The organism is Variovorax sp. UC122_21 (assembly GCF_044056785.1).
Taxonomy (GTDB): Bacteria; Pseudomonadota; Gammaproteobacteria; order Burkholderiales; family Burkholderiaceae_C; genus Variovorax.
The window spans coordinates 2,039,586-2,060,744 of record NZ_CP172003.1 but is presented as its reverse complement, the minus strand read 5'-3'; the positions used below and the strand labels follow the sequence as shown (position 1 = coordinate 2,060,744).

The window sequence follows — 21,159 nt, the reverse complement described above, 5'->3', positions numbered from 1 at the left end:
GCGTTCAGGCGCGCGGTGCGCCGGGCAGCGGCGGCGTGCGGTAGCCGGCGGTTTCGCCGCCGTCGACCGTGAGCACCGCGCCGTTGATGAAGCTGGCCTGCGCCGAGAGCAGCCAGCAGACCGTGTCGGCCACCTCGCCGGCCTCGCCGAGCCGGCCGGCGGGAATGCGTCGCGTGAGCGCGGCCAGGCGGTCGGCGTCGGCGATCACGCGCGCCATCATCCGCGTGGCGATCTGGCCGGGGCACACCGCGTTGAAGCGCACGCGCTCGCCGAACTCCAGCGCCAGCGCCTGCGTGAGCGCGATCACGCCGCCCTTCGAGGCGCAGTAGGCCGCGAGCCCCTCCTCGCCGACCTTGCCGGCGATCGAGGCCACGTTGACGACGGCGCCGCGCTGCGACTTCTGCAGCGCCGGCAGCGCCTTCTGGCTGAACAGGAACACCGAGCGCAGGTTGACCGCCATCAGCCGGTCCCAGTCGTCGACGCCCAGCTCGAGGAAGGCGCTGCGCGAACCGGCGCCCGCGTTGTTGACCAGCCCGTCGATGACGCCGCCGCCCAGCGCCTCGGCGCGCGCGACGACCTCGGCCACGGCCGCGGGATCGGACGCGTCGGCGGCCGCGAAGTGGGCGCCGGTGTGCTGCGCCAGCGCCTCGCCGGCCGCGGTGTCGCGACCGGTGAACAGCACCTGTTCGCCAGTGCCGGCAAGTTGCGCGACGATGGCCGCGCCGATGCCGTGGGTGCCTCCGGTGACGACGATCATGCGAGCTCCTTGCCGCCGCGCGCGGCGGCCACGTTCTCGTAGGGCACGGGGGTGTTGCGCGGGTCGTCCGCCGCGCGCTGCCAGTACATGCGCTGCAGCTGCTGCGTCAGCGGACCGACCTCGCCGCTGCCCACGCTGGCGCCGTCGAGCCGGGTTACCGGCATCACGCCGCCGGCGGTGCTGGTGATGAAGATCTCGTCGGCCTCGCGCAGCCGCTGCACGGGGATGTCGGCCAGCTCGCAGCCGATGCCGAGCTGGCGCGCGAGCTCGATCACGGTGCGCCGCGTCATGCCTTCGAACACGTTGCGCCGTGGCGTGAACAGCGCGCCGTCCTTGGCGCCGAAGATGTTGAAGCCCGCGCCCTCGGTCACGTTGCCTTGCGCATCGGGCAGCGCCGCGACCAGCGCGCCGCGGTCGTAGGCCTCGAAGATGCCCATGGTCAGGTCGAGCCAGTGGAAGTTCTTCACGCGCGTGTCGATCGCCGCGCTCGCGATGCGCTGCACCTGGCTGATCACCATCGCGAGCCCCGTGCGTTGTTGCGCCGGCGTGCCGATCCAGACGAAGGGCTGCGAGAAGGCATAGAAGCGGTTCTGGCATTCGCGCGGATCGCGCGAGCCCGGCGGCGGCACGCCGCGCGTGCAGGTCATCTGCACGTAGGCGTCGCGCAGGCCGCTGAGCGCCACGCATTGCTCGAGGATGTGGCGCATCTCCTTCTTCGAGAGCGGCAGGCTCATGCGCAGCTCGCCCATCGACCACAGGAAGCGGTCGATGTGGTCGTCGAGCCGGAAGAAGCGGCCCTGCCAGACGTGGGCCACGTCGTAGGTGGCGTCGGAGCGCACGAAGCCGCGGTCGACGAGGGGGATGCGGGCGTCGCGCAGCGCGACGTACTGGCCGTCGACGTGGGCGACGCCGGCGGAGAAGTCTGGGTTCATGTGGAGCTTCCGGAGTCCTTGGGGCGTTGAACGGGAGCCGCGCGCTGGCTCAGCCAGGCCGACAGCGTGAGCGCCACCGCCGCGACGACCATCAGGAAGGTCGACATGGCGATGATCGAGGGGTCGATGGTGTCGCGGATGCCGTCGAACATCTGGCGCGGCAGCGTGCGCTGGCCGGGACCGCCGATGAAGATGGCGACCACGACCTCGTCGAACGAGGTGATGAACGCGAACAGCGCGCCCGAGACGATGCCCGACATGACGATCGGCACCACCACCGTGAAGAAGGCGCGCACGGGCGAGGCGCCCAGGCTGTAGGCGGCGCGCAGCAGGCCGATGTCGAACTGCTGCAGCGTGGCCGTGACCGTGATGACGACGAAGGGCGTCGACAGCACCGCGTGCGCGATCACCAGTCCCGGCAGCGAGGCCGTGAGCCCGATGCGCGAGAACAGGAAGTACATGCCCAGGCCGGTGATCACGGGCGGCACGATCATCGGCGCCATCAGGAAGCCCAGCAGCGTGCGCCGCGCCGGCAGGTTGCGCCGCGCGAAGGCGAAGGCCGCGAGCGTGCCGAGCACGGTGGCGATCAGGGTCGAGCACACGCCGACCACGAGGCTGTTGCGCAGCGAATCGAGCCAGGGGCCGGGCGAGAACACGCGCTGGTACCACTGGGTCGAGAAGCCGGGCAGCGGGTAGGACAGGAAGGAGCCGGCGCTCAGCGAGATCGGTGTCATCGCGAGCAGCGGCAGCAGCAGGAAGCACACCATCAGCGCGCCGTACAGGTAGTGCACGACGCCGGCGGCGCGGGCGAATTGGCGGTGGGTCATGCGAAGGGGTTCCCGTCTTTCACTTGATGCCCGCGAGCTGCTTCACGCCGAGCGTGGAAGCCGCCACCAGGTACACCGCCATCACGCAGGCCAGCAGCATCAGGCCGAGCGCCGAGGCCATGCCCCAGTTGACGGTGTTGTTGGCGTAGAAGGCGACGAAGTAGCCGAGCATCTGCTCGCGCGCGCTGCCGACCAGCGAGGGCGTGATGTAGTAGCCCGCGGCCACGATGAAGGTCAGCAGACCGCCGGCCGCCACGCCCGGCAGGCTCAGCGGCAGGTAGACGTGCAGGAAGCCGCGCACCGGATGCGCGCCGAGCGAGGACGAGGCGCGCATCAGGTGCGGCGGAATACTCTTGAGGCTGTTGTAGATCGGCAGCACGGCGAAGGGCAGCAGGATGTGCACCATCACGATGTAGAGGCCGGTGGCATTGAAGATCAGCGCGAGCGGCTGGTTCACGGCACCGATGGCCTGCAGCAGCGCATTGACCAGCCCGTTCTCCTGCAGCACCACGATCCAGGCCGTGGTGCGCGCGAGCAGCGAGGTCCAGAAGGGCAGCAGCACCGCCAGCATGATCGCGAAGGCGATCGGCTTGGGCGCCTTCACCAGCAGCGCCGCGAGCGGATAGCCGAGCAGCAGGCAGGCCAGCGTGACCGCGCCCGCGATCGAGAGCGTGCGCCAGAGGATGTCGAGGTAGATGCGCTGGTCGGGCTCGGCGCGCACGATGCGGCCCTCGTCGTTCTCCGCCATGTCGAGCGCGGCCAGCAGGTAGCGCCCGGTGTAGGGCGTGGCGGCGCGGCGCAGCGCGCTCCAGTAGGCCGGCTCGCCCCAGCGCGGATCGACCTCGAGCAGCCAGGCCCTGGCATCGGTTGCGGCGGGAGCGTCGGTGCCGGCGCGGCGCGCGGTCTTCATCACCAGCGTGCGGTAGCCGCTGATCTCGTAGTTCATGCGCCGGCCGAGTTCTCCGATGGCGCGCGTGCCCTGGGCCTGCGCCATGTCGGCCGCCAGCGCGGCGAAGGCGGGATCGCCGGGCAGCGAGCCGGCCGCGGACTGCCAGTCGGCAAGGACCTGCGCGGTGCGCGGCAGCGCCTCGCGCACCTCGGGGTTGTCGACGGCGCGGTGGATCATCATCGCCAGCGGCAGCAGGAAGAAGACGGCGCCGTAGATCAGCAGCGGCGCGACCAGCAGCAGCGACACCAGCCGCTGGCGCCGGCCCGCGCGGTGGGTCGAGCGCTTCAGGGCCGCGCCGGAACCGGCCGGCGCAGCGGGAACGGCCGGAACGGCGAGCGAGACGGCGGAGGAACCGGTGGACATCGTCGCGGGCCTCAACGTTGCGACACCCAGCGCGTGAAGCGCTGCAGCAGCTCTTCCTCATGGTCGACCCAGAAGGCGGTGTCGAGCAGCAGCGCGTTGCGCAGGTTCTGCGGCGAGGTCGGCAGCAGCGGGCGCAGCGCCTCGGGCATCGCGGCGGCGGCGCGGGTGTTGGTCACGCCGTAGGGAATGGCCTGCGCGAAGGCGACCTGGCGCTGCGCGTCGAACATCGAGTCGAGCAGCGCGTAGGCCTGCTGGCGGTGCGGGCTGCCCTTGACGATGGTCCAGTAGTCCATGCTGTAGAGCTGGCCGTCCCAGCTGAATCGGAACTGCTTGCCCTGCTGGTTGGCCGAGGCGATGCGTCCGCTGTAGGCGGCGGTGGCGGCCAGCGTGCCGCTCTCGAGCCATTCGAGCGGCTGCGCGCCCGACTCCCACCAGACGATGGAAGGCCGCAGCTGGTCGAGCTTGGCGAAGGCACGGTCCTGCCCGGCCCTGGTGGCGAGCACCTTGTAGACATCGGCGGCGGGCACGCCGTCCGCCAGCAGCGCGATCTCCAGCGTCATGCGCGGCTGCTTGCGCAGGCCGCGCTTGCCGGGCCAGCGCCGGGTGTCCCAGAACTCGGCCCAGGTGCGCGGCCCGTTGTCGCCGAACTTGCGGCCGTCGTAGGCCAGCACCTTCGACCAGACGAAGGCGCCCACGCCGCACCTGGCGAAGGCGGCGGGGTTGATGTCCTGCGCCTTCGCGAACTGCTTGCGGTCGATGGGTTCGAGCAGGCCCTGCTCGCAGGCCGAGGCCATCTCGTTCTCGTCCATCTGCACCAGGTCCCAGGTCACGTTGCCGGTCTCGACCATGGCCTTCTGCCGTGCGTAGCCGCCGGGGTAGCTGTCCTCCACCAGCGCGATGCCGCCCTGCTTCCTGAACGGCTCGAAGTAGGCGCTGCGAAATGCTTCCTGCAAGGCGCCGCCGAAGCCGACGACCGTGAGATCGGCCGCCATCGACGAGGTGGCGGCGGCGGCCAGCGCGAGCAGCGCGGCGAGTTTGGAAATGCCTGCGCGACAGCGGGAACGCGCGGATGCAACCGTCATGGACAACCTTCTGGACAGTGGGTGGGAAATCGGACTTTGCAGGCCCCGATCGGTGATGTAGGATATATCCTATATGTTGATTCCGAGCGAGACAAGTCTTTTTTCGCTCGACCCGTTGATGGAAAACCCGATGGAGGACGCAGGCCCGGCACCACGCTCCCGAACCCCTCAGCCCGCCCGCGGCGCATGCCCATGCGCGCGGGCTTCTTTCACCCCCTAGCCACGCAATCGATATGCCATTCCCGTCCGAATCACCGCCCGCCCCGTCCGCCTTGTCCGCTGACGAGCTCCACCGCCTGCGCGAGAAGGCCCGCTTCATCCGCCTCGAAACGATCCGGCTGATCGAGATCGCCAAGGTCGGCCACTACAGCTCGGTGTTCTCCGCCGCCGAGCTGTTCGCCTCGCTCTACTACGACGTGATGGACATCCGCGCCAACGAGCCGCGCTGGCCCGATCGCGACCGCTTCCTCATGGGCAAGGGCCATGCGGCCGTGGGCCTGTTCCCGATCCTCGCGGAATACGGCTACATCGACCGCGCCACGCTCGACGGCTACACCCGCCTGGGCAATCCGCTGGGCGACCACCCCGACATGCGCAAGGTGCCGGGCATCGACTTCAGCTCGGGCTCGATCGGCCATGCGCTGTCGGCCGGTGCCGGCATGGCCTTCGGCGGGCGCATCGCGAAGCGCGGCTTCGACACCTTCGTGATGCTCGGCGATGGCGAGATGCAGGAGGGCCAGGTCTGGGAGGCGGCGATGTTCGCGGCCCACTACCGGCTCTCGAAGCTCATCGCCATCGTCGACCGCAACGGCTTCCAGCTCGACGGCCGCGTCGACGACGTGATCGGCATCGAGGGCCTGGCCGACAAATGGCGCGCCTTCGGCTGGGAGACGCACGAGGTCGACGGCCACGACCTCTCGGCCCTCACGCAGCTGCTGCGCCGCCTCAAGCAGGACGCGCGGCGCGAGCGGCCCGCCTGCGTGATCGCCCACACGGTGAAGGGCAAGGGCGTGTCGTACATGGAGACCGAGCCCGGCTGGCACCTGGGCTACCTGTCGCCCGAGGACGCCGCGCGCGCGATCGAAGAAATCATGCAAACCGAAATCTGACCACGAGGCCCATCCGATGTCCCAACCCCTCTCCCCCGAAAGCTGGCAGTACCGCTCGCTCAACGCCACCACACCCGGATTGAGCATGCTCTCGGACGCCCTGATCGAACTTGCCGAGGCCGGCCATCCGGTCGTGGCCGGCTCGGCCGACCTGCAGTATTCGAACGGCCTCAACAAGTTCGCGGCCGCCTTTCCCGAGCGCTACATCCAGTTCGGCATCTCCGAACAGAACATGGTGTCGGCCGCGGCCGGCCTCGCGACCACGGGCCAGATGCCGTTCGTGGCGACCTTCGCTTCCTTTCTCGGCCTGCTGTGCTGCGAGCAGATCCGCATGGACGTGGCCTACAGCGCGCTGCCGGTGCGGCTGATCGGCCACCACACGGGCATCTCGCTCGGCTTCTACGGCACCTCGCACCATGCGACCGAGGACATCGGCACGATGCGCTCGATCGCCGGGCTCACGATCATCTCGCCCGCGGACGGCCACCAGCTGAAGGCCGCGATCAAGGCCTCGGTCGACTGGCCCGAGCCGATCTATTTCCGGATCGGGCGCGGCCGCGATCCGGAGATCTACGCGGGCGGCATCGATTTCCGCATCGGCAAGGCGATCGCGCACGGCCAGGGCACCGACCTCACGATCGTTGCCTGCGGCATGCCGGTCTTCTCCGCGCTCGAGGCGGCCAAGGCGCTGCGCGCCGAAGGGCTGTCGGTCGGCGTGCTCGACATGGCCACGGTGAAACCGCTGGACCGCGCGGCGGTGCTCGAGGCCGCCGGCCGATCGAAGCTGCTGATGACGGTGGAGGAGCACAACGTGCTCGGCGGCCTCGGCGCCGCGGTGGCGGAGGTGCTGTCGGATGTCGGCGCTTCGGTGCGCCTCGTGCGGCACGGCATCCACGACGAGTACAGCCTGATCGCCCCGCCCACGCACCTGTACCGCCACTACATGCTGGATGCCGAGGGCGTGGCCCACGTCGCGCGGCGCGCGATCGCGGGCGAGACGGTCCGGCCCGGCGCGCTCCCCGCCTGAGCTGGAATCAGGCGGCGCCGTCCGGCGATCGCGCCTGCTCGATCGCCGCCTGCACGATGGCCCGCGCCCACGCGGGCGTGGCGGCCAGCGCCGCGGCATCCTCGGGCGCCGGATGCGTGACCCGGCCAGCGATGACTTCGAGCACCAGCACGGGATCGTCGATCTCCTCGCCCGGCGCGGCCTCGGCGCTGTTGTCGAACACCTGCAGCCGCGCGAGATGCGGCAGCAGCCGGATCAGGTTGGCGCGCGAGGCGGTCCAGCGCTCGCGGATCTTCGCCTCGGGGATGTCGTGGCCGCCGCGCAGCACGCGGGCGCGCACGCGGCGCAGATGCAGCTCGGGCGAGGCCAGGCCGCAGAAGATCATCGAGACGTCGTGACTGCGCGCGGCGCGCGCCAGCAGGTCGGGGATGGTGCGGGCGCCGAGCGTGGTCTCGAAGGCGAAATTGCGGCCGCTCTCGATCGCGGCCTCGAGCCGCGCGCGGCCATGCTCCCAGGCGCGACCGTTGGCATCGGCGATGTCGATGCCGAGCGCGGCCACCAGCTCGCGCGCGAAACGGTCGGGGTTGTACCAGTCGAGGCCGTGCTCGGCCAGCATCGCGCCGCCCACCGAGCTCTTGCCGGCGCCATTGACACCGGCCAGCACGAAGATGAACGGCCGCCGTGCCGCGGCGGCGCCCATCAGAAGCTTTCGCCGGCCCGCGGACGCCGGCGCTGCTTGCCGCGCGCTTCGAACAGGCCGTCGAGCCTGTCCGCGCTGTCCTCGTGCTGCAGCACCGCCAGCCGCGCATCGAAGCGCGCGCCGAGCTCCTCGAGCACGTGGGCTTCGCGCGAGCGCAGCGCCTGCAGATCGGTGGTCAGCTGTTCGTAGGTGGCCGCGTCGAGCAGCACCATCTCGACATTGGCGTGGTTCGTGATCGCCACGCTGCCCGACTGGCGGACCTGGCGCACGACCTCGCCCCAGCGGTTCTTGACCTGCGAGGCGTTCTGACGCGGCAGTTGATCGAGCGGGGGCCAGAGGGCAGCCATGGACTTCTCCGAGAGAGGAATCTGGCCATTTTAGCCCTGTTGGCTATTTTTGACCGATAAGGCTGTTTTCCGCGCCAAGCCGGCGTCGATCAGTTCTGCGAGGACGCTTCCTTGGTCTTGCCGAGACCGCGCAGGTTCATGATGGCCAGGCAGACCTGGAGCGCGATCAGCGCCCAGGCGCTCGAATAGACGCCCCAGACGCCCCACAGCACATTGCTCGCGAGGAAGACCCAGAACCCCGTGTTGCGGCGGCCCTTCGCATTCGATGCCACCAGCCAGGCGGCGCCCACCGAGGCAACGAAGGCGGGCCACTGCAGCAAGGAGATCCAGTCCATGCGCTTCAGTTGGCGGGAGGCGGCGGACCCGCGGCCGCCGAGCGGCTCTCGATCCATGCCAGGCACTGCTCGCGCAACAGGTCGATCGATGCCAGCGTGTTGCACTGCGGCTCGAAGATCGGCAGTTCGCAATGGCGCTCGCCCTGGCGATGGATCTGCGCGGTGCCCGAGAAGGTGGCGCGCGCGGGCACCGGCGCGAGGCTGTAGTGGAATTCCCAGTCCTGATGGCGCTCCGAATGCGACAGCGCATCTCGCCCGGTGCCGCTCGATGCGGGCGCCTTCGGCTGCTTCCGGAGAAAGAACGGATGGAGGGACGGAGGCAGAGGCATCGAGGACATGTCGCGTGACATAGAAACAGGCTGGCTGGAATCGGAACACCCGGTATCACCCGGGAACTGCCGACGAGCGTAGTCAGCGGCCCTCGACGCGCCTGTCGGAAAAGATGCCGACACACGCAAGCCGGTGGCCCGCCGATCGCCCGATGCGACTCGCGAACGCCCGGACTGGTTCCGCGCGAACATCGGGCTAGAGGCCCGCGTGCGATTCCCGCGCATTGAGCGCCACCCAATCGGCCGAACGAACGCCGGGGCGATAGACGCTCGTTCCCCACTTGGCCATCAGGCCCGCGAAGTCCTCCTGGTTCCGTCCCTGGCGCAGCAGGGCCATGGCTTCCGAACGCTCGTAGTGGTGGACCGGGATCACGTTGAGCAGGGGCGTCCCGAGCAGTCGCGAGAGCCCTTGCTTGCGCTGCGACAGCGGTTCGCCGGTGAGGTCCGCGCCCTGCGCCATCAACAGATCGAAGACGAAATAGAACACGGGCCGGGCACCGCGATACCACCCGCGCCGCCTCGCACGCTCGCTGAGTCCTTCGCCGTCGCAGCGGCCCTTGTCGTCGAGCACGCAGGCCACCCCATCGAGGATGAAGGGACCTTCCTTCAACTGGGCCAGACTCTCCACCACCTCGGGAAACCAACCCGTCGCGTCCGATCCATCGCGCGTCTGCAATTGCACCTTGCCCGACCGCGTGGGCGTACGCGTCTGCGCCAGCAGGCGGCAACCGCTCAATCGCTGCTCGTAGATCCAACCCTCCTCGCGCAGATCGATGGGGCGCGAAGCGGCCAGCATGGGTGACAGGGCGTTCAGGCTCAGCATGCACGGGAAATTGCCGTGTGCCGGGCCCCTGGCCTGTCAGCGGGGGCCTCGGCAGCCCATGGCGATTCTTGAAAACGGCTGCCCGATAAATTGCCAACCGAAAACAGTGGGTCGAAAAGCCGGATCGCGACACATCGGAAATACAGGTCGCGAAAGCGCTCGCGCCGGATGTCTTGTTGCTGCACGATTCCACCTCTATAAATAAACTAACGGCCGTACTTGCATCGCGATCGGCTGATTGCCAATCAACGCCAGCACCGTTCCTCCACCCCAAACCTAGGCCGTTAGCGTATTTCCATGGTCACGCCTTCCCTCTTCGATACCGACCCCGTCGGCACCCCGCATGAATCGGCTTTCGAGGAATGGCTCGCGGCGCGCAGCGCCGCCGGCACCCTGCGCGAGGCCTCGTCGATGGCGGTCTACCGCGACATGTGGAACGGCTTCACCTCGTGGTGCCTGGGCCAGTCGCCGCGGGTGACGCTGGAGTCCCTCTCACCCGCCGACCTCGACGCGTTCAAGGCCGCGCGCTATGGCATCAAGAGCAGCGACCTGTCGCTCTCGCCGCGCCATGCGCTGCGGCTGGTGCGCCTGATCGACCACGTGCTGCGCCATCGCTGCGCCATGCACGACCTGCCGCCCAGCACGGCCGCGGCCGACTGGCTGCTGGCCCATCCCGAGATCCGCTATGCCGAAGCGGCCAGTGCCGATCCACCGCCCGAGTTCCTGTCGGCGTCCGAGGCCAAGCACCTGATCCTGTTTCTCTCGCGCGCCCGCCCGCGCCCGGGCGCCTCGTCGGAAGGCCGCGGCCAGCCGCTGACCTGGCAGCAGCTGCGCAACCATGCGGCCGTGGGATTGCAGCTCGGCGCCGGCCTCGCACCGGGCGACGTGCGCGCGCTGGCCCTCGACGCACCGACCATCGCGGGCGGCCGCGTGGCCGACCGTCCCTGGAAGATCGCCGTGCCCGGCAACGGCAACCTGCCGCCGCGCGAAACGCCGATCGCGCCCTGGGCCGCCGAGCTGCTCAAGCACTGGCTGCAGGTCCGCGCCCAACTGGGCATCCCGGGCGAGCAGCTCTTTCCCTCGACGCGCACGGGCAAGCCCTGGGGCAAGGAATCGCAGTACCGCTGCGCCCGCGAGCTGCTCGCGCAGGCCGGGCTCGACAGCGCCGAAGGCGGTTCGTTCCGGCTGCGCCATACCTTCGCGCTACGCCAGCTTCGCCGCGGCACGTCGGTGGAACAGGTCGCGCGCTGGCTCGGCCTCGAGGTCGAGGCGATGAACAAGTACACGCGGGTGCTGATCGCCCCGGCCGACGTGGTCTGAGCCGAGCGCGCGGCGTCGGTCAGTGCCCGCCGTGGCCCGAGCGCGCGGCCTGCCGCGCCGCCTGCGGGCTCAGCCCGAAGTGGCGCTTGAACGCGGTGCTGAAATTCGCGGCATGCCCGTAGCCCACGTCGAGCGCGATCTCGGTCACGCTCTGGCGCCCCTGTTCCAACAGCACCCTCGCGCGTGTCAGCCGCGCCTTGGCCACGTACTCGAACAGCGAACTCCCGTAGGCCTGCCGGAAGCCGCGCGCGAGGCGGCTCTCGCTGAGCCCGAAACGGCGCGCGAGGCCCCGCATGTCGAAGACCTCGCCCAAATGCGTGTCGATGTGCTCCTTGAGCGGCGCCAGCCGCTCGCGCGCCGCGGCCGTGGCGCCATCGACGGGCGCATCGCCGAAGCCGCGCGTCAGAAAGCCATGCAACAGCTCGAAGGCCTTGGCCTCGGCATAGAGGCCTCTGAAGCGGTCGCCCGATCCATCGTCGAGCAGCGCATCGGCGATCTCGTGCTGCGCCGTGCTCAAGGGAAACCGCAGCAACTCGAAGCGATCGGGCCGCGCCTGCATGAAGGCGCCGAAAGGCCCGTCGAGCGGCAGCTCGAGCAGGCCCAGTTCCTCCGACAGGAAATCGCGCGAGCAGCACAGCGTGACCGAACGCTCGCGCACCTCGCTCGCGAAGAACTCCTCCTTGGCCGCCCCGGGCGGCTGCAACAGCGTGCTCACGCTCATCGCGCTCACCGTCTGCGCGCCCGCGCTGCCGGGCTGGCCGACCCGGCTCTCGCCCTCGAGGCGGAAATGCAGCTTGATGAAGTCGCCGCTGCGGTAGACCTCGCGGCTTTCTTCCAGGTGCGTGACATGGCCCAGCGACAGATAGAAGCCGGGCCGAAAGCACAGGAACTCGCGCCGGCCGCGCGCCGCGCCGGTCGGCGTCACCGTCAGTCCCTGGGTGCGGCCCCAGCGGCGGGTCGACGCGAGGCGATAGGCGGAAGGCAGACTGAACGGCGTGTCCATCGCTTGGGTCCGTGGGCGGGTTCGAAGAGGCGCCGAGGATACTCCCGCGCCCGAGTTTTCCTGCAGGCGGAACAAAGCTTTCCGCCGGAGGCGCTTCATTGCGCGCAGTGGAACACCTAGATTCACTGGCACCGCGCGCACCCCGCGCTTCAACCAGCCGGCACCCAAGTCCGGCGCACCGGAGACCCTCATGCCGACCGCGATCCGTCCCTTCTTCCAACGCGCCGCCTGGACGCTGGCCCTTGGCCTCACCGTCGCCGCCAGCGCTCAAGCCCAGGACAAGTACCCGAGCAAGCCGATCCGCGTAGTAGTGCCGTTCCCCGCCGGCACCGCGCCCGACGTGATGGCGCGCTACTGGGGCGACCGCATCTCCAAGCAGCTGCAGCAACCCGTGGTGATCGACAACCGCGCCGGCGCCTCCACCATCGTCGGCACGCAGGCCGTCACCACCGCGCCCGCCGACGGCTACACCCTGCTCTACACCGCGAGCGGCACGCTCACCATCAACCCCTTCGTCTACAAGAAGCTGCCCTACCAGCCGCAGGACCTGGTGCCGGTGACGCGCATGCTGTCGATTCCGCTCGTGGTCTCGGTGCCGGTGCAGTCGCCGTACAAGACGCTTGCCGACCTCATCAAGGACGCGAAGGCGCGGCCCGGCGAGGTCAGCTATGCCTCGTACGGCGTGGGCACCGTGCCGCACATGTCGATGGCCTACTTCGCCAACAGCGCCGGCCTCGCGCTCAACCACGTGCCCTACCGCGACGGCGGCCTGACCGACGTGCTCGGCGGCCGCGTCAGCACCGCGTTCTCGCCGATCGCCGACGTGCTGCCCTACATCAAGGCCGGCAAGGTGAGGCCGCTGGCCGTGTCGAGCACGCACCGGCTCGAGTCGCTGCCGCAGGTGCCGACCGTGGCCGAGGCCTTCCCGGGCTTCGAGGGCGACTCGTGGCATGGCGTGTTCGCGGTCAAGGGCACGCCCCAGCCCATCGTCGACCTGCTCGCCAGCCTGTCGCGCCGCATCGCCGAGTCCGACGAGTACCGGCGCTACCTCGGCGATTTCGGGCTGATTCCGGTCGGCGGTTCTCCGGCGGACTTCACCCAGCTGGTCGGCACCGAGTCGAAGCGCTGGGTCAAGGTCGTCAAGGACAACAACATCTCGCTCGAGTGAGCCCGCTCACTGCTTCCCTGTTCCAACTCTCCAAGGATTTCGAATGACAACCCGCGACATCGTCGCCCTGTGCGGCAGCCTGCGCGCCGCCTCCGTGAATCGCCACGTGGTCCAGCTCGCGCGCGAGGTGCTGCCCGAGGGCGCCTCCCTCACCTTGCTCGAATGGCGCGAGGTGCCCGTGTTCGATGCCGACGACTACGCGCGCGGACTGCCGCCATCGGTCGCCGCGCTGCGCGAGCGCATCCGCGCCGCCGACGGCGTGCTGATCGCCACGCCCGAGTACAACTTCAGCATTCCCGGCGGGCTCAAGAACCTCATCGACTGGCTCAGCCGCGGCGAGGACCAGCCCTTCAACGCCAAGCCGGTGGCGATCGTCAGCGCCGCGCCCGGCCCGCTGGGCGGCGCGCGCGTGCAGTACGACCTGCGCAAGGTCATGCTGTTCCTCAACGCCATGCCGCTGGTCAAGCCCGAGGTCTTCATCGGCCACGCGCCCACCAAGTTCGACGCCGAAACCGGCCGCTGCACCGACGAGACCACGCGCAGGTTCGTGACCGACCAGATGGCGGCCTTCGTGCGCTGGATCGACGCGGTCGAGCGGATGCGAGGCTAGCGCGCGCGGCGCCGCGCGCGGGGGCAGGCCGATTGCCTACTCGATTCCGCGCCGCGCCGCATCATTCCATCGTATCCCCCGTCACCCCACGGAGGTCGTTTGGAAAGGTCATCGGATGCTCGTAGAGTGGACCCGCTTTCAACCCACGACGAGAGGACGCCCCATGAGCAACCCATCCGATCCCCAGAACAAGACTCCCCTGACCACCGCCTTCGGCGCGCCCGTGGTCGACAACCAGAACAGCCTCACGGCCGGCCCGCGCGGCCCGCTGCTGATGCAGGACGTCTGGCTGATCGAGAAGCTCGCCAACCTCAACCGCGAGATCATTCCCGAGCGCCGCATGCACGCCAAGGGCTCGGGCGCCTTCGGCACCTTCACCGTCACGCACGACATCACGAAGTACACGCGTGCCAAGCTGTTCAGCGCCGTCGGCAAGAAGACCGAGATGTTCGCGCGCTTCACCACCGTGGCCGGCGAACGCGGCGCGGCCGATGCCGAGCGCGACATCCGCGGCTTCGCGCTGAAGTTCTATACCGAGGAAGGCAACTGGGACCTGGTGGGCAACAACACGCCCGTGTTCTTCCTGCGCGACCCGCGCAAGTTCCCCGACCTCAACAAGGCGGTGAAGCGCGATCCCAAGACCAACATGCGCAGCGCCACCAACAACTGGGACTTCTGGACCTCGCTGCCCGAGGCACTGCACCAGGTCACCATCGTGATGAGCGACCGCGGCATCCCCTCGAGCTACCGCCACATGCACGGCTTCGGCTCGCACACCTACAGCTTCGTCAACGCGGCCAACGAGCGCTTCTGGGTCAAGTTCCACTTCAAGACGCAGCAGGGCATCCAGAACCTCACCGACGCCGAGGCCTCCGCGCTCGTCGGCGGCGACCGCGAGAGCCACCAGCGCGACCTGTTCGATTCGATCGGCCGCGGCGACTTCCCCAAGTGGACCCTCTACGTGCAGGTCATGCCCGAGGCCGATGCAGAGACGGTGCCCTACCACCCCTTCGACCTCACCAAGGTCTGGCCCAAGAAGGACTATCCACTGATCGAAGTCGGCGTGATGGAGCTCAACCGCAACCCCGAGAACTTCTTCGCCGACGTCGAGCAGAGCGCCTTCGCGCCCAACAACCTCGTGCCCGGCATCAGCGTGTCGCCCGACAAGATGCTGCAGGCGCGCCTGTTCGCGTATTCCGACGCGCAGCGCTACCGCCTGGGCGTCAACCACCACCAGATCCCCGTGAACGCCGCGCGCTGCCCGGTGCACAGCAACCACCGCGACGGCACCATGCGCGTGGACGGCAACTACGGCGGCACCCTGCACTACGAGCCCAACAGCTTCGGCCAGTGGCAGGAACAGCCCGACTACCGCGAGCCGCCGCTCAAGCTGCGCGGCGACGCCGACTTCTGGAATTTCCGCGAGGACGACGCCGACTACTACCAGCAGCCCGGCGACCTGTTCCGCCTGATGAAGCCCGAGCAACAGCAGGTGCTGTTCGACAACACGGCACGCGCGATGGGCGATGCGCCGGAGTTCATCAAGCGGCGGCACATCGACAACTGCAGCAAGGCCGATCCGGCGTATGGGGCGGGGGTGGCGAAGGCGTTGGGGCTCTGATATTGGCTGGTGCGGGTCGGGCTATGGGCCCGAACCCGTATCTCGTTTCAGACAAATTTCGAATTTTGTCTACGATGAGATGCACATATGCCCGCCGCAGCTCCTCCCATCGCTCCCACGTCCGACCATCGACTCACCGCGTTCGGCCGGTGCATCCATGAGCGCCGCAAGGCGTTGAAGGTCAGCACCACCACCGCGGCAGAGGCCGCGGGCATCTCTCGCATGACGCTGGCCCGCATCGAACGCGGCGAGCCCTCGGTCACGATGGGTGCCTACATGAATGCCATCGCGGCGCTGGGGCTCGACGTCGATGTGATCGCATCGACGCAGGCCACGGCTCCGCTGTCCGTTCCTCGTGGCATACGAGTCGCCGACTATCCGCAGTTGCGACGTCTTGGCTGGCAATTGGCGCCCGACACAGAACTCACGCCCGAGGAAGCCTGGGCCACCTATGAACGCAACTGGCGCCATGTCGATGCATCGACGCTCGATGCGCGGGAGCGGGCATTGCTGGACGATCTGGCGCGGGTGCTGGGACGAGAGCCTTTTCACGCTTGAACGACCGAGCACTGCCTCGAGCATTCGAACAGGAGATCCTCGTCAATCGATTCTCTTCAGTGTTCGCGTTCGGCCAGGAGCTACTTTCAACCTTCGTTTGAAGTCGTGTTTCGCTATGACTGGAAATACTTATCATGGACGGTTGGTAACGCCGAGGCAAGCTTCCTCGAACCCGATTTTGAAGATCAGAACGAAGATTGGGGCGCCCGGGGAGCGTTGCTCGAGCGGTACCGCGCATTGGTGGCAACGATGAAAAAATGCGGCATGGAACCCAGGTTTCCGTTTCCTCTGGCGAGTTTGCCCGGGGCGCCCAATCGACTTTGGTGAACGCGCCATGCGCCTTGGATGTCTGCTTTCGGCGGAGCCAAACTTCGGCTTCGGGCCCGAAGCGGATGTAGCATCTTCTCCAAAGCTGCCATTGAGTTCGACTTTGGTGGCGATAGCCGCGAACACCCAGCATCGCTGAGGCCTGACAACCCAAACACCAAGGCGTGTTTCAAAGGCAAACCCCATGGGCGCCCCCATCTCGATCAACAACAAAATGGACCTCTGGGTCAGCAATGGGATGAAAGATGCTTTCTGTGAAGTGCTGACGACTATCGCGACTCTTGAAGGCCACGATGTCATGGCAATCTACGAAGATGCAGCCGGCGTGGCTGGCACCTATGGAATCTCCGGGTTAGGCGTCGATCTGAACGAATTTCACTCCTACCTCGGTGGGCCTGAAGGGGTCCGGCGCCACCTCGATATCTGCCGTGCGCGACTGGGGGAAGTTGCCGAGTCATGTGGACTGTCACCAAGTGGGGCCGAGAACATGGCGCATGTACTCGCATGGGCTGCACACATCATGGATGGGCGACCGATCCCCGAAGGCAGCAGCTTCTACGAGGACTGGCCACCCGGCATGGAGAGTTGAGGCTTCTGCGCGTCGCTCAGTCGTCGGGCGATGACAGCTGGTGGACCTTTATCCATCGATGACTGCTCTTGGCCGCTAGGTGCTTAACCGGCACTGAGCTAGGAGCCATGCCTTGAGATCCGTCATCTCGCGCCAGACTTGAATCGGGTCTGCCTTGATTGCGAATGGCTCTGCGGATCCATCGAATGCCATCAGAACCTCAGTCAACCGGTCACGATGATCCGGTTCAAGCGCGTCCCAGAATGCTCTGCGGTCATCGCTCGAGTAGAGAAGCCGGAAGGTCTGCCCGCCAACCTCGGCCCATGTGTAGAGACCCTTCTGATACCACTCCAGGAGAGATCGATAGTCGTCGACTTTGTTCATGTTCCCCCTGAACTAGACACTGCTGTGGAGCGGCCGCCCTGAACTTCCGCTATTGGCCGTCTTCAGCCAGAGGCAAACGGCTCAATTCACATCAAACCTTAGCGCCTCGAGCCCGCGGCCTTGAGGACTTCGATCTTCCTTGAGAACTCCATCGCCTTTGGTCCGAGAACGCTCGCCAATGCCAAGCGCGATTCCTTCTGTAGCTCCCCACTTCTCTCTTGGTACATCTTGAACACCGGATTGTTGGCAAGGGCCAATATGCCATCCAACTCGTCTTCGGTGAAGACCCGTGCATACGCCGAAGCCTTAGCCGCTCGGTACTCTGGAGATTTAGCAACGTCCGAAAGGAATTCTTCGTACTGCACACGGAACTGATAGTCCCCGCTTTGACGTATAAGGTCTTCGGCCACAAACTTAACGATCTGCCGGGCATCCATCGCCTGGAACGCATCGACTATCGCTTCGGCTTTGGCAATCCGCGCTTCTTGACTGATGGCGGAGGTGCAGATCAGCAGCGCAGCAATCGAGATCGATACACGATGGAGCAAGGTCATTTTTCTGATGGGCTTCTACGTTTGGTGGATTTTGCTGGACAGCATGAGTGACCGGTTCTGGCCGAGGGCGGCCACTTAGCGCTTTGCACCCATGAGCCGGCTCGCCATCTTCTCGGCCTCGTTCAGTTTGCCACTTGAAAGTCGCAGAGCCATCTTCCCCCCGAGGGTGTCCTTGACACTCGCAACCATGATGGGTTCGCCATCGACGAGCACCGCCAAGAGGGCGCCCCTATTCGCGTTCGACCAGATTGCAAGCCTAGTGGTCGCATCCCTGTCGAAGGTGAGAAGCACTGCCGGCTCGTCGCAGTCCAGTACAGCCTCGGCGGACTCGACATCCGCAGCACTCGCGAGGCCGTCTTGGGCAAGCCAGAACTCCTGCATTCCGCTCACCTCTTGGTTAGGGCGAACTCGCCGGTAGTCTGGGCGGCCGGAACTACTGGCTGGCACCAATTCAACCGTCGCCTGCGGTGGGCCGACTCTGTGCGGCGAACCCCCTGGAACTCGCACAATGCCGCACGTTGACTCAGCGCTCGCCCCGTAAGTGACGAGAAGGCTCAAGCACAGCAGCCCAATTGTTCTCGCCGTTCTCGTAGATGAAATCATGAAGTTTGCGACTGTCCGCTTCTGACCGCATTCTGCCGGCGAAGCTAGCGCTCCACCATGAAAGCCTCCACGGCTTTCGCCGCAAGAACCACGGCCCGCCATTCAGGAAGGTCAATGTACTCCGCATCCGAGATGCTTAGTTCCATACTTGGCAAACACGACATCGATGGACCGCACAAGAGCCGCGATGTGTTCGGCCTCCGAAGCATCCTTCAGAATCCAGCCAACTGTCGATGGTGCATCGCTCGCGAGCTTCGTGTCGTCATAGAGGAAGTGCACCGCGTAGTCGAATTCATCGTGCCGCACTGAGCCTTCGGCCTTCCCTTCAACCCACACCCGTCTCTGGTACGCAGGGTCGGCGAGCGCCCGAACATGCTCTTCGAGTTCCTTGCGCATCTCGGGGTACTTGACTTGAATCATGAGGCTCTCGTCGAGGTCTACTTATGGCCGAACTGTGCCACGCGCCTCAGCCTCTCGAACTGCCCGGCAACCCGGTGGCCTCGTCAGACGGCAGAGCCAGAGCCAGAGCCAGAGCCATCACAAAGGCTTTCATCGCAGCAATCTCGAAGCTCCCTTCGTTGGAGTCGGTATCGTGCGATGAGCCGCCAACCACGCGAATCAAGATGCCATCAGGTTCGTATTGATCAAACTTTGCGCCTGGCTCGAACATGCGGCTCACACCCCTGCGGACGGCATCCCTGAACATCTCAGGTATCTGTTCCGGCGAAACTTCCCACTGGAACGAGAGGCCACTGCGGGATGAGGGCTCTACGGAAAGCACTACATGACCAAACCGAGGGAAGCCTATTTGGCGAATGAATTGCCCCTCACCTGTCGTTGCACGTTGAATGAGCAGTTTCTTCATCGCCTCGTAGTCTGTTGGGCGCCGCACGTGGATGGCATCTCGATTGAATTCAGGGGGCGGACGCGAAGGTCGGCTTCTGGCCGATACTACCCATTCGCGCAGGACCGAATTTCGGTAGCCGCTTCAAAGCAGCTGCTCGCGGCGCATCGTCCAACCTCTGCGGAGAAGCGCGACATCGGCATCCGCACGATTCGGCTAGCGCGTTGTTCAAACTCCGATGGCACGCGCGGGATCACATCCGTATGCATCCTGGCTGCCAACGCAGATACCGAACGGCATTCCCCAACTGCGCCAACGCGCCAAGGTCTTTGGGCCCCGAATATCCAAAGCCAGCGGCTCACTGGGCCTGCGCTCGGCATCAACCCATCTCATACGCCCGATTGGCCAACGCCCTCGCCAACACATCCGCCGGATCCACCAACCGCGCCCCCCGCATGCCCCGGCACACCATGCAGCGCCAGCGGTATCTCAGTGCAGGCCAGCAGCAGGTTCTCGCACCCATGCTGCTCGACCATCCGCCGCGCCACCTCGGCAAACAGCCGCGTCGCGAGTCCGAGGTCCCCGGCCTTGACGCCATCGCGGATACCGCGCATGACCTGCTCTCTCTCCGGCTCCGTCGGCAGATGGCAGCCGATGCCACGCTCCGCCAACGCCGCCTGGTAGAAGCCCAGGCTGTACGTGCCCTGGGTCGCGAGCAGGCACACCGCGTCGATGCGCTGGGCCGCGAGGTACTTCGCGGTCTCCTCGACGATGTGCAGCAGCTCCACGTCGGGATGCGAGCGCTGCAGCTTCGCGTGCCACGCATGCGCGGTGTTGCATGCGATCGCGATGGTCGCCACGCCGTGGCTTTGCAGTCCCTCGATGCCGCTCACCATCCCTTCGAAGGGCGAGGGGCCGTCCTCGAGCAGCGCCAGCGTGCGGTCAGGCACCGGAAGTTGCGCAAGCCAATGCTCGGGAAAGGCCTGGTCGGACACGGGACTGCCGCTGGCGCGCAGCCGGGCCTCGCAGGCGCCGACGAAGAGCCGCAGGAAGTCCGCGCCGGCCGCAGGTCCCATGCCGCCCAGGATGCCGACCTTGCGGGTGCCGGGCATGCGAATCCCCTTGCTCAATAGTCCGCCGGATTCGGCGAATCCGTCGGCTTCGCGATCACCTTGGCCAGCGCATCGCTCATGGGGAAATGCAGGTTCACGCCGCGCGGCGGAATCGGCGACTGGAACCACTTGTCGTAGAGCGCCTTGATCTCGCCGCTGGCGAACAGCCGCGCGATGGCCTTGTCGGCCACGGCCTTGAACTCGGGTTCGCCGCGCGGCAGCATGACCGCATAGGGGTCGCGGCTCAGGGTGTCGGTGCTCAGGCTGAAATCGGCCGGGTTGAGCGAGAACGAGATCTGCCCGACCAGGTTGATGTCGTCCTCGAAGAAGGCATCGGCGCGGCCCGAGGTAAAGGTCAGCATGCTGTCCGAGAAATCCTTCGCCTGGATCAGGTTGAGATTCAGGCTCTCCTTGCGGTCGATGCCGCGCAGGCGCATCACGGTGTTCGATCCCGTGGTCGCCACGACGGTCTTGCCCTTGAGGTCCTGCAGCGTGGCGAGCTTGTCGGCCTTGCGCGAAACGAACTTGGTGCCGACCACGAAGTAGGTGGTGCTGAAGCTCACCAGCGCCTGACGCTCGGGGTTGTTGACGGTGGTGCCGCACTCGAGGTCGATGGTGCCGTTCTGCATCAGCGGGATGCGGTTCTGCGAGGTCACGGCCTGGCGCTTCACCACGAGGTCCGGGCTGCCGATGGCGGTCTTGATGTCCTCGACGATCCTCTGGCAGATGTCCTGCGCATAGCCGATGGGCTGGCCGTTGCCGCCGAGGTAGGAGAACGGGATCGAGGACTCGCGGTAGGCCACGGTGATGGTGTTGCGCTCCTTGATGGCCTTGAGGCGGCCGGTCAGTTCGGCGGCGTTCGCGCCCAGGCAGGCGAATACGAGGGCGGCGATAGCGAGATGCGGAAGACGGGATTTCATGTGAGGTA

The 21,159-nt window shown here is 66.9% G+C and carries 27 protein-coding genes; 9 read left to right on the top strand and 18 right to left on the bottom strand.

The genetic code is table 11. The features are described 5' to 3' along the window. Positions 1-4: 4 nt before the first annotated feature. Genes ACHMXE_RS10545 through ACHMXE_RS10525 form a run of 5 tightly spaced genes read right to left on the bottom strand, consistent with a single transcriptional unit; the run spans position 5 to position 4,910 of the window. Positions 5-757: an SDR family NAD(P)-dependent oxidoreductase gene (locus ACHMXE_RS10545; protein WP_395345934.1), complete on the bottom strand. Its 753-nt coding sequence runs from the start codon at positions 755-757 to the stop codon at positions 5-7. Continuing rightward, positions 754-1,689 (bottom strand): aminotransferase class IV, encoded by a 936-nt coding sequence (locus ACHMXE_RS10540; protein ID WP_203207545.1) that lies wholly within the window; start codon positions 1,687-1,689, stop codon positions 754-756. The genes ACHMXE_RS10545 and ACHMXE_RS10540 overlap by 4 nt, the downstream gene beginning before the upstream one ends. Then, on the bottom strand, positions 1,686-2,516 hold the full coding sequence (locus ACHMXE_RS10535) for an ABC transporter permease (protein WP_395345933.1): 831 nt from the start codon (positions 2,514-2,516) through the stop codon (positions 1,686-1,688). The genes ACHMXE_RS10540 and ACHMXE_RS10535 overlap by 4 nt, the downstream gene beginning before the upstream one ends. A gap of 19 nt (positions 2,517-2,535) precedes the next feature. After that, a complete protein-coding gene (locus ACHMXE_RS10530; protein WP_395345932.1) occupies positions 2,536-3,828 on the bottom strand; it encodes an ABC transporter permease in 1,293 nt (430 codons plus the stop codon). An 11-nt stretch (positions 3,829-3,839) separates the two neighbouring features. Further along, the gene (locus ACHMXE_RS10525) at positions 3,840-4,910 is read right to left on the bottom strand and encodes an ABC transporter substrate-binding protein (protein WP_395345931.1); all 1,071 of its coding nucleotides are present in this window, start codon (positions 4,908-4,910) and stop codon (positions 3,840-3,842) included. Between the two features lie 233 nt (positions 4,911-5,143). Here ACHMXE_RS10525 and ACHMXE_RS10520 point away from each other — a divergent pair, with 233 nt between their 5' ends. Together ACHMXE_RS10520 and ACHMXE_RS10515 are read left to right on the top strand one after the other, a co-directional pair. Beyond that, on the top strand, positions 5,144-6,019 hold the full coding sequence (locus ACHMXE_RS10520; protein ID WP_395345930.1) for a transketolase: 876 nt from the start codon (positions 5,144-5,146) through the stop codon (positions 6,017-6,019). 16 nt (positions 6,020-6,035) lie between these two features. Beyond that, complete coding sequence (locus ACHMXE_RS10515; RefSeq protein WP_395345929.1) at positions 6,036-7,046, top strand: transketolase family protein; 1,011 nt, start codon at positions 6,036-6,038, stop codon at positions 7,044-7,046. Between the two features lie 7 nt (positions 7,047-7,053). On the opposite strand, the gene ACHMXE_RS10510 is transcribed toward ACHMXE_RS10515, so the two are convergent. The 5 genes from ACHMXE_RS10510 to ACHMXE_RS10490 all read right to left on the bottom strand — a co-directional run bounded on the left by ACHMXE_RS10510 (position 7,054) and on the right by ACHMXE_RS10490 (position 9,559). Beyond that, positions 7,054-7,725: an AAA family ATPase gene (locus tag ACHMXE_RS10510; RefSeq protein ID WP_209544303.1), complete on the bottom strand. Its 672-nt coding sequence runs from the start codon at positions 7,723-7,725 to the stop codon at positions 7,054-7,056. Further along, on the bottom strand, positions 7,725-8,072 hold the full coding sequence (locus ACHMXE_RS10505) for a type II toxin-antitoxin system prevent-host-death family antitoxin (protein ID WP_395345928.1): 348 nt from the start codon (positions 8,070-8,072) through the stop codon (positions 7,725-7,727). The genes ACHMXE_RS10510 and ACHMXE_RS10505 overlap by 1 nt, the downstream gene beginning before the upstream one ends. An 89-nt stretch (positions 8,073-8,161) precedes the next feature. Beyond that, the gene (locus ACHMXE_RS10500; RefSeq protein ID WP_395345927.1) at positions 8,162-8,407 is read right to left on the bottom strand and encodes a hypothetical protein; all 246 of its coding nucleotides are present in this window, start codon (positions 8,405-8,407) and stop codon (positions 8,162-8,164) included. 5 nt (positions 8,408-8,412) lie between these two features. Next, the gene (locus tag ACHMXE_RS10495; protein ID WP_057590070.1) at positions 8,413-8,745 is read right to left on the bottom strand and encodes a hypothetical protein; all 333 of its coding nucleotides are present in this window, start codon (positions 8,743-8,745) and stop codon (positions 8,413-8,415) included. A 187-nt stretch (positions 8,746-8,932) separates the two neighbouring features. Continuing rightward, positions 8,933-9,559 (bottom strand): hypothetical protein, encoded by a 627-nt coding sequence (locus tag ACHMXE_RS10490; protein ID WP_203207555.1) that lies wholly within the window; start codon positions 9,557-9,559, stop codon positions 8,933-8,935. 297 nt (positions 9,560-9,856) lie between these two features. Between ACHMXE_RS10490 and ACHMXE_RS10485 the strand changes: the two genes are divergently transcribed. Then, positions 9,857-10,879, top strand: coding sequence for a tyrosine-type recombinase/integrase (locus ACHMXE_RS10485; RefSeq protein WP_395345926.1), 1,023 nt, complete (start codon positions 9,857-9,859; stop codon positions 10,877-10,879). A gap of 19 nt (positions 10,880-10,898) precedes the next feature. Here the strand turns inward: ACHMXE_RS10485 and ACHMXE_RS10480 are convergent, their stop codons facing one another. Continuing rightward, positions 10,899-11,882: a helix-turn-helix domain-containing protein gene (locus ACHMXE_RS10480; RefSeq protein ID WP_395345925.1), complete on the bottom strand. Its 984-nt coding sequence runs from the start codon at positions 11,880-11,882 to the stop codon at positions 10,899-10,901. A gap of 190 nt (positions 11,883-12,072) precedes the next feature. On the opposite strand from ACHMXE_RS10480, the gene ACHMXE_RS10475 reads away from it, so the two are divergent. From ACHMXE_RS10475 to ACHMXE_RS10450, 6 genes are all read left to right on the top strand, one after another. Next, positions 12,073-13,050, top strand: a complete 978-nt coding sequence (locus ACHMXE_RS10475) for a Bug family tripartite tricarboxylate transporter substrate binding protein (RefSeq protein WP_395345924.1) — start codon at positions 12,073-12,075, stop codon at positions 13,048-13,050. A gap of 43 nt (positions 13,051-13,093) precedes the next feature. Further along, the gene (locus ACHMXE_RS10470; RefSeq protein ID WP_395345923.1) at positions 13,094-13,660 is read left to right on the top strand and encodes an NADPH-dependent FMN reductase; all 567 of its coding nucleotides are present in this window, start codon (positions 13,094-13,096) and stop codon (positions 13,658-13,660) included. A gap of 163 nt (positions 13,661-13,823) precedes the next feature. Continuing rightward, positions 13,824-15,281 (top strand): catalase, encoded by a 1,458-nt coding sequence (locus ACHMXE_RS10465; RefSeq protein WP_395345922.1) that lies wholly within the window; start codon positions 13,824-13,826, stop codon positions 15,279-15,281. 174 nt (positions 15,282-15,455) lie between these two features. Beyond that, positions 15,456-15,839, top strand: a complete 384-nt coding sequence (locus tag ACHMXE_RS10460) for an XRE family transcriptional regulator (protein WP_395345921.1) — start codon at positions 15,456-15,458, stop codon at positions 15,837-15,839. Between the two features lie 105 nt (positions 15,840-15,944). Further along, positions 15,945-16,166, top strand: a complete 222-nt coding sequence (locus tag ACHMXE_RS10455) for a hypothetical protein (protein WP_395345920.1) — start codon at positions 15,945-15,947, stop codon at positions 16,164-16,166. A gap of 184 nt (positions 16,167-16,350) precedes the next feature. After that, positions 16,351-16,755: a hypothetical protein gene (locus tag ACHMXE_RS10450; RefSeq protein WP_395345919.1), complete on the top strand. Its 405-nt coding sequence runs from the start codon at positions 16,351-16,353 to the stop codon at positions 16,753-16,755. Positions 16,756-16,830: 75 nt separating this feature from the next. Here ACHMXE_RS10450 and ACHMXE_RS10445 read toward each other — a convergent pair whose 3' ends face one another. The 7 genes from ACHMXE_RS10445 to ACHMXE_RS10415 form a co-directional block, all read right to left on the bottom strand. Then, entirely contained in the window at positions 16,831-17,118 is a 288-nt protein-coding gene (locus tag ACHMXE_RS10445) for a hypothetical protein (protein ID WP_395345918.1), read from the bottom strand. Between the two features lie 98 nt (positions 17,119-17,216). Next, entirely contained in the window at positions 17,217-17,672 is a 456-nt protein-coding gene (locus ACHMXE_RS10440) for a hypothetical protein (protein WP_395345917.1), read from the bottom strand. 75 nt (positions 17,673-17,747) lie between these two features. Beyond that, positions 17,748-18,053 carry a SecDF P1 head subdomain-containing protein gene (locus ACHMXE_RS10435; RefSeq protein ID WP_395345916.1) on the bottom strand — a complete coding sequence of 102 codons (306 nt, stop codon included), beginning with the start codon at positions 18,051-18,053 and terminating at the stop codon, positions 17,748-17,750. Between the two features lie 333 nt (positions 18,054-18,386). Beyond that, entirely contained in the window at positions 18,387-18,695 is a 309-nt protein-coding gene (locus ACHMXE_RS10430) for a hypothetical protein (RefSeq protein ID WP_395345915.1), read from the bottom strand. A 46-nt stretch (positions 18,696-18,741) separates the two neighbouring features. Beyond that, positions 18,742-19,140 (bottom strand): hypothetical protein, encoded by a 399-nt coding sequence (locus tag ACHMXE_RS10425; RefSeq protein WP_395345914.1) that lies wholly within the window; start codon positions 19,138-19,140, stop codon positions 18,742-18,744. Positions 19,141-19,508: 368 nt separating this feature from the next. Then, positions 19,509-20,231, bottom strand: coding sequence for an aspartate/glutamate racemase family protein (locus tag ACHMXE_RS10420; RefSeq protein WP_395345913.1), 723 nt, complete (start codon positions 20,229-20,231; stop codon positions 19,509-19,511). Between the two features lie 14 nt (positions 20,232-20,245). Then, the gene (locus ACHMXE_RS10415; protein ID WP_395345912.1) at positions 20,246-21,151 is read right to left on the bottom strand and encodes an amino acid ABC transporter substrate-binding protein; all 906 of its coding nucleotides are present in this window, start codon (positions 21,149-21,151) and stop codon (positions 20,246-20,248) included. Positions 21,152-21,159: the final 8 nt, after the last annotated feature.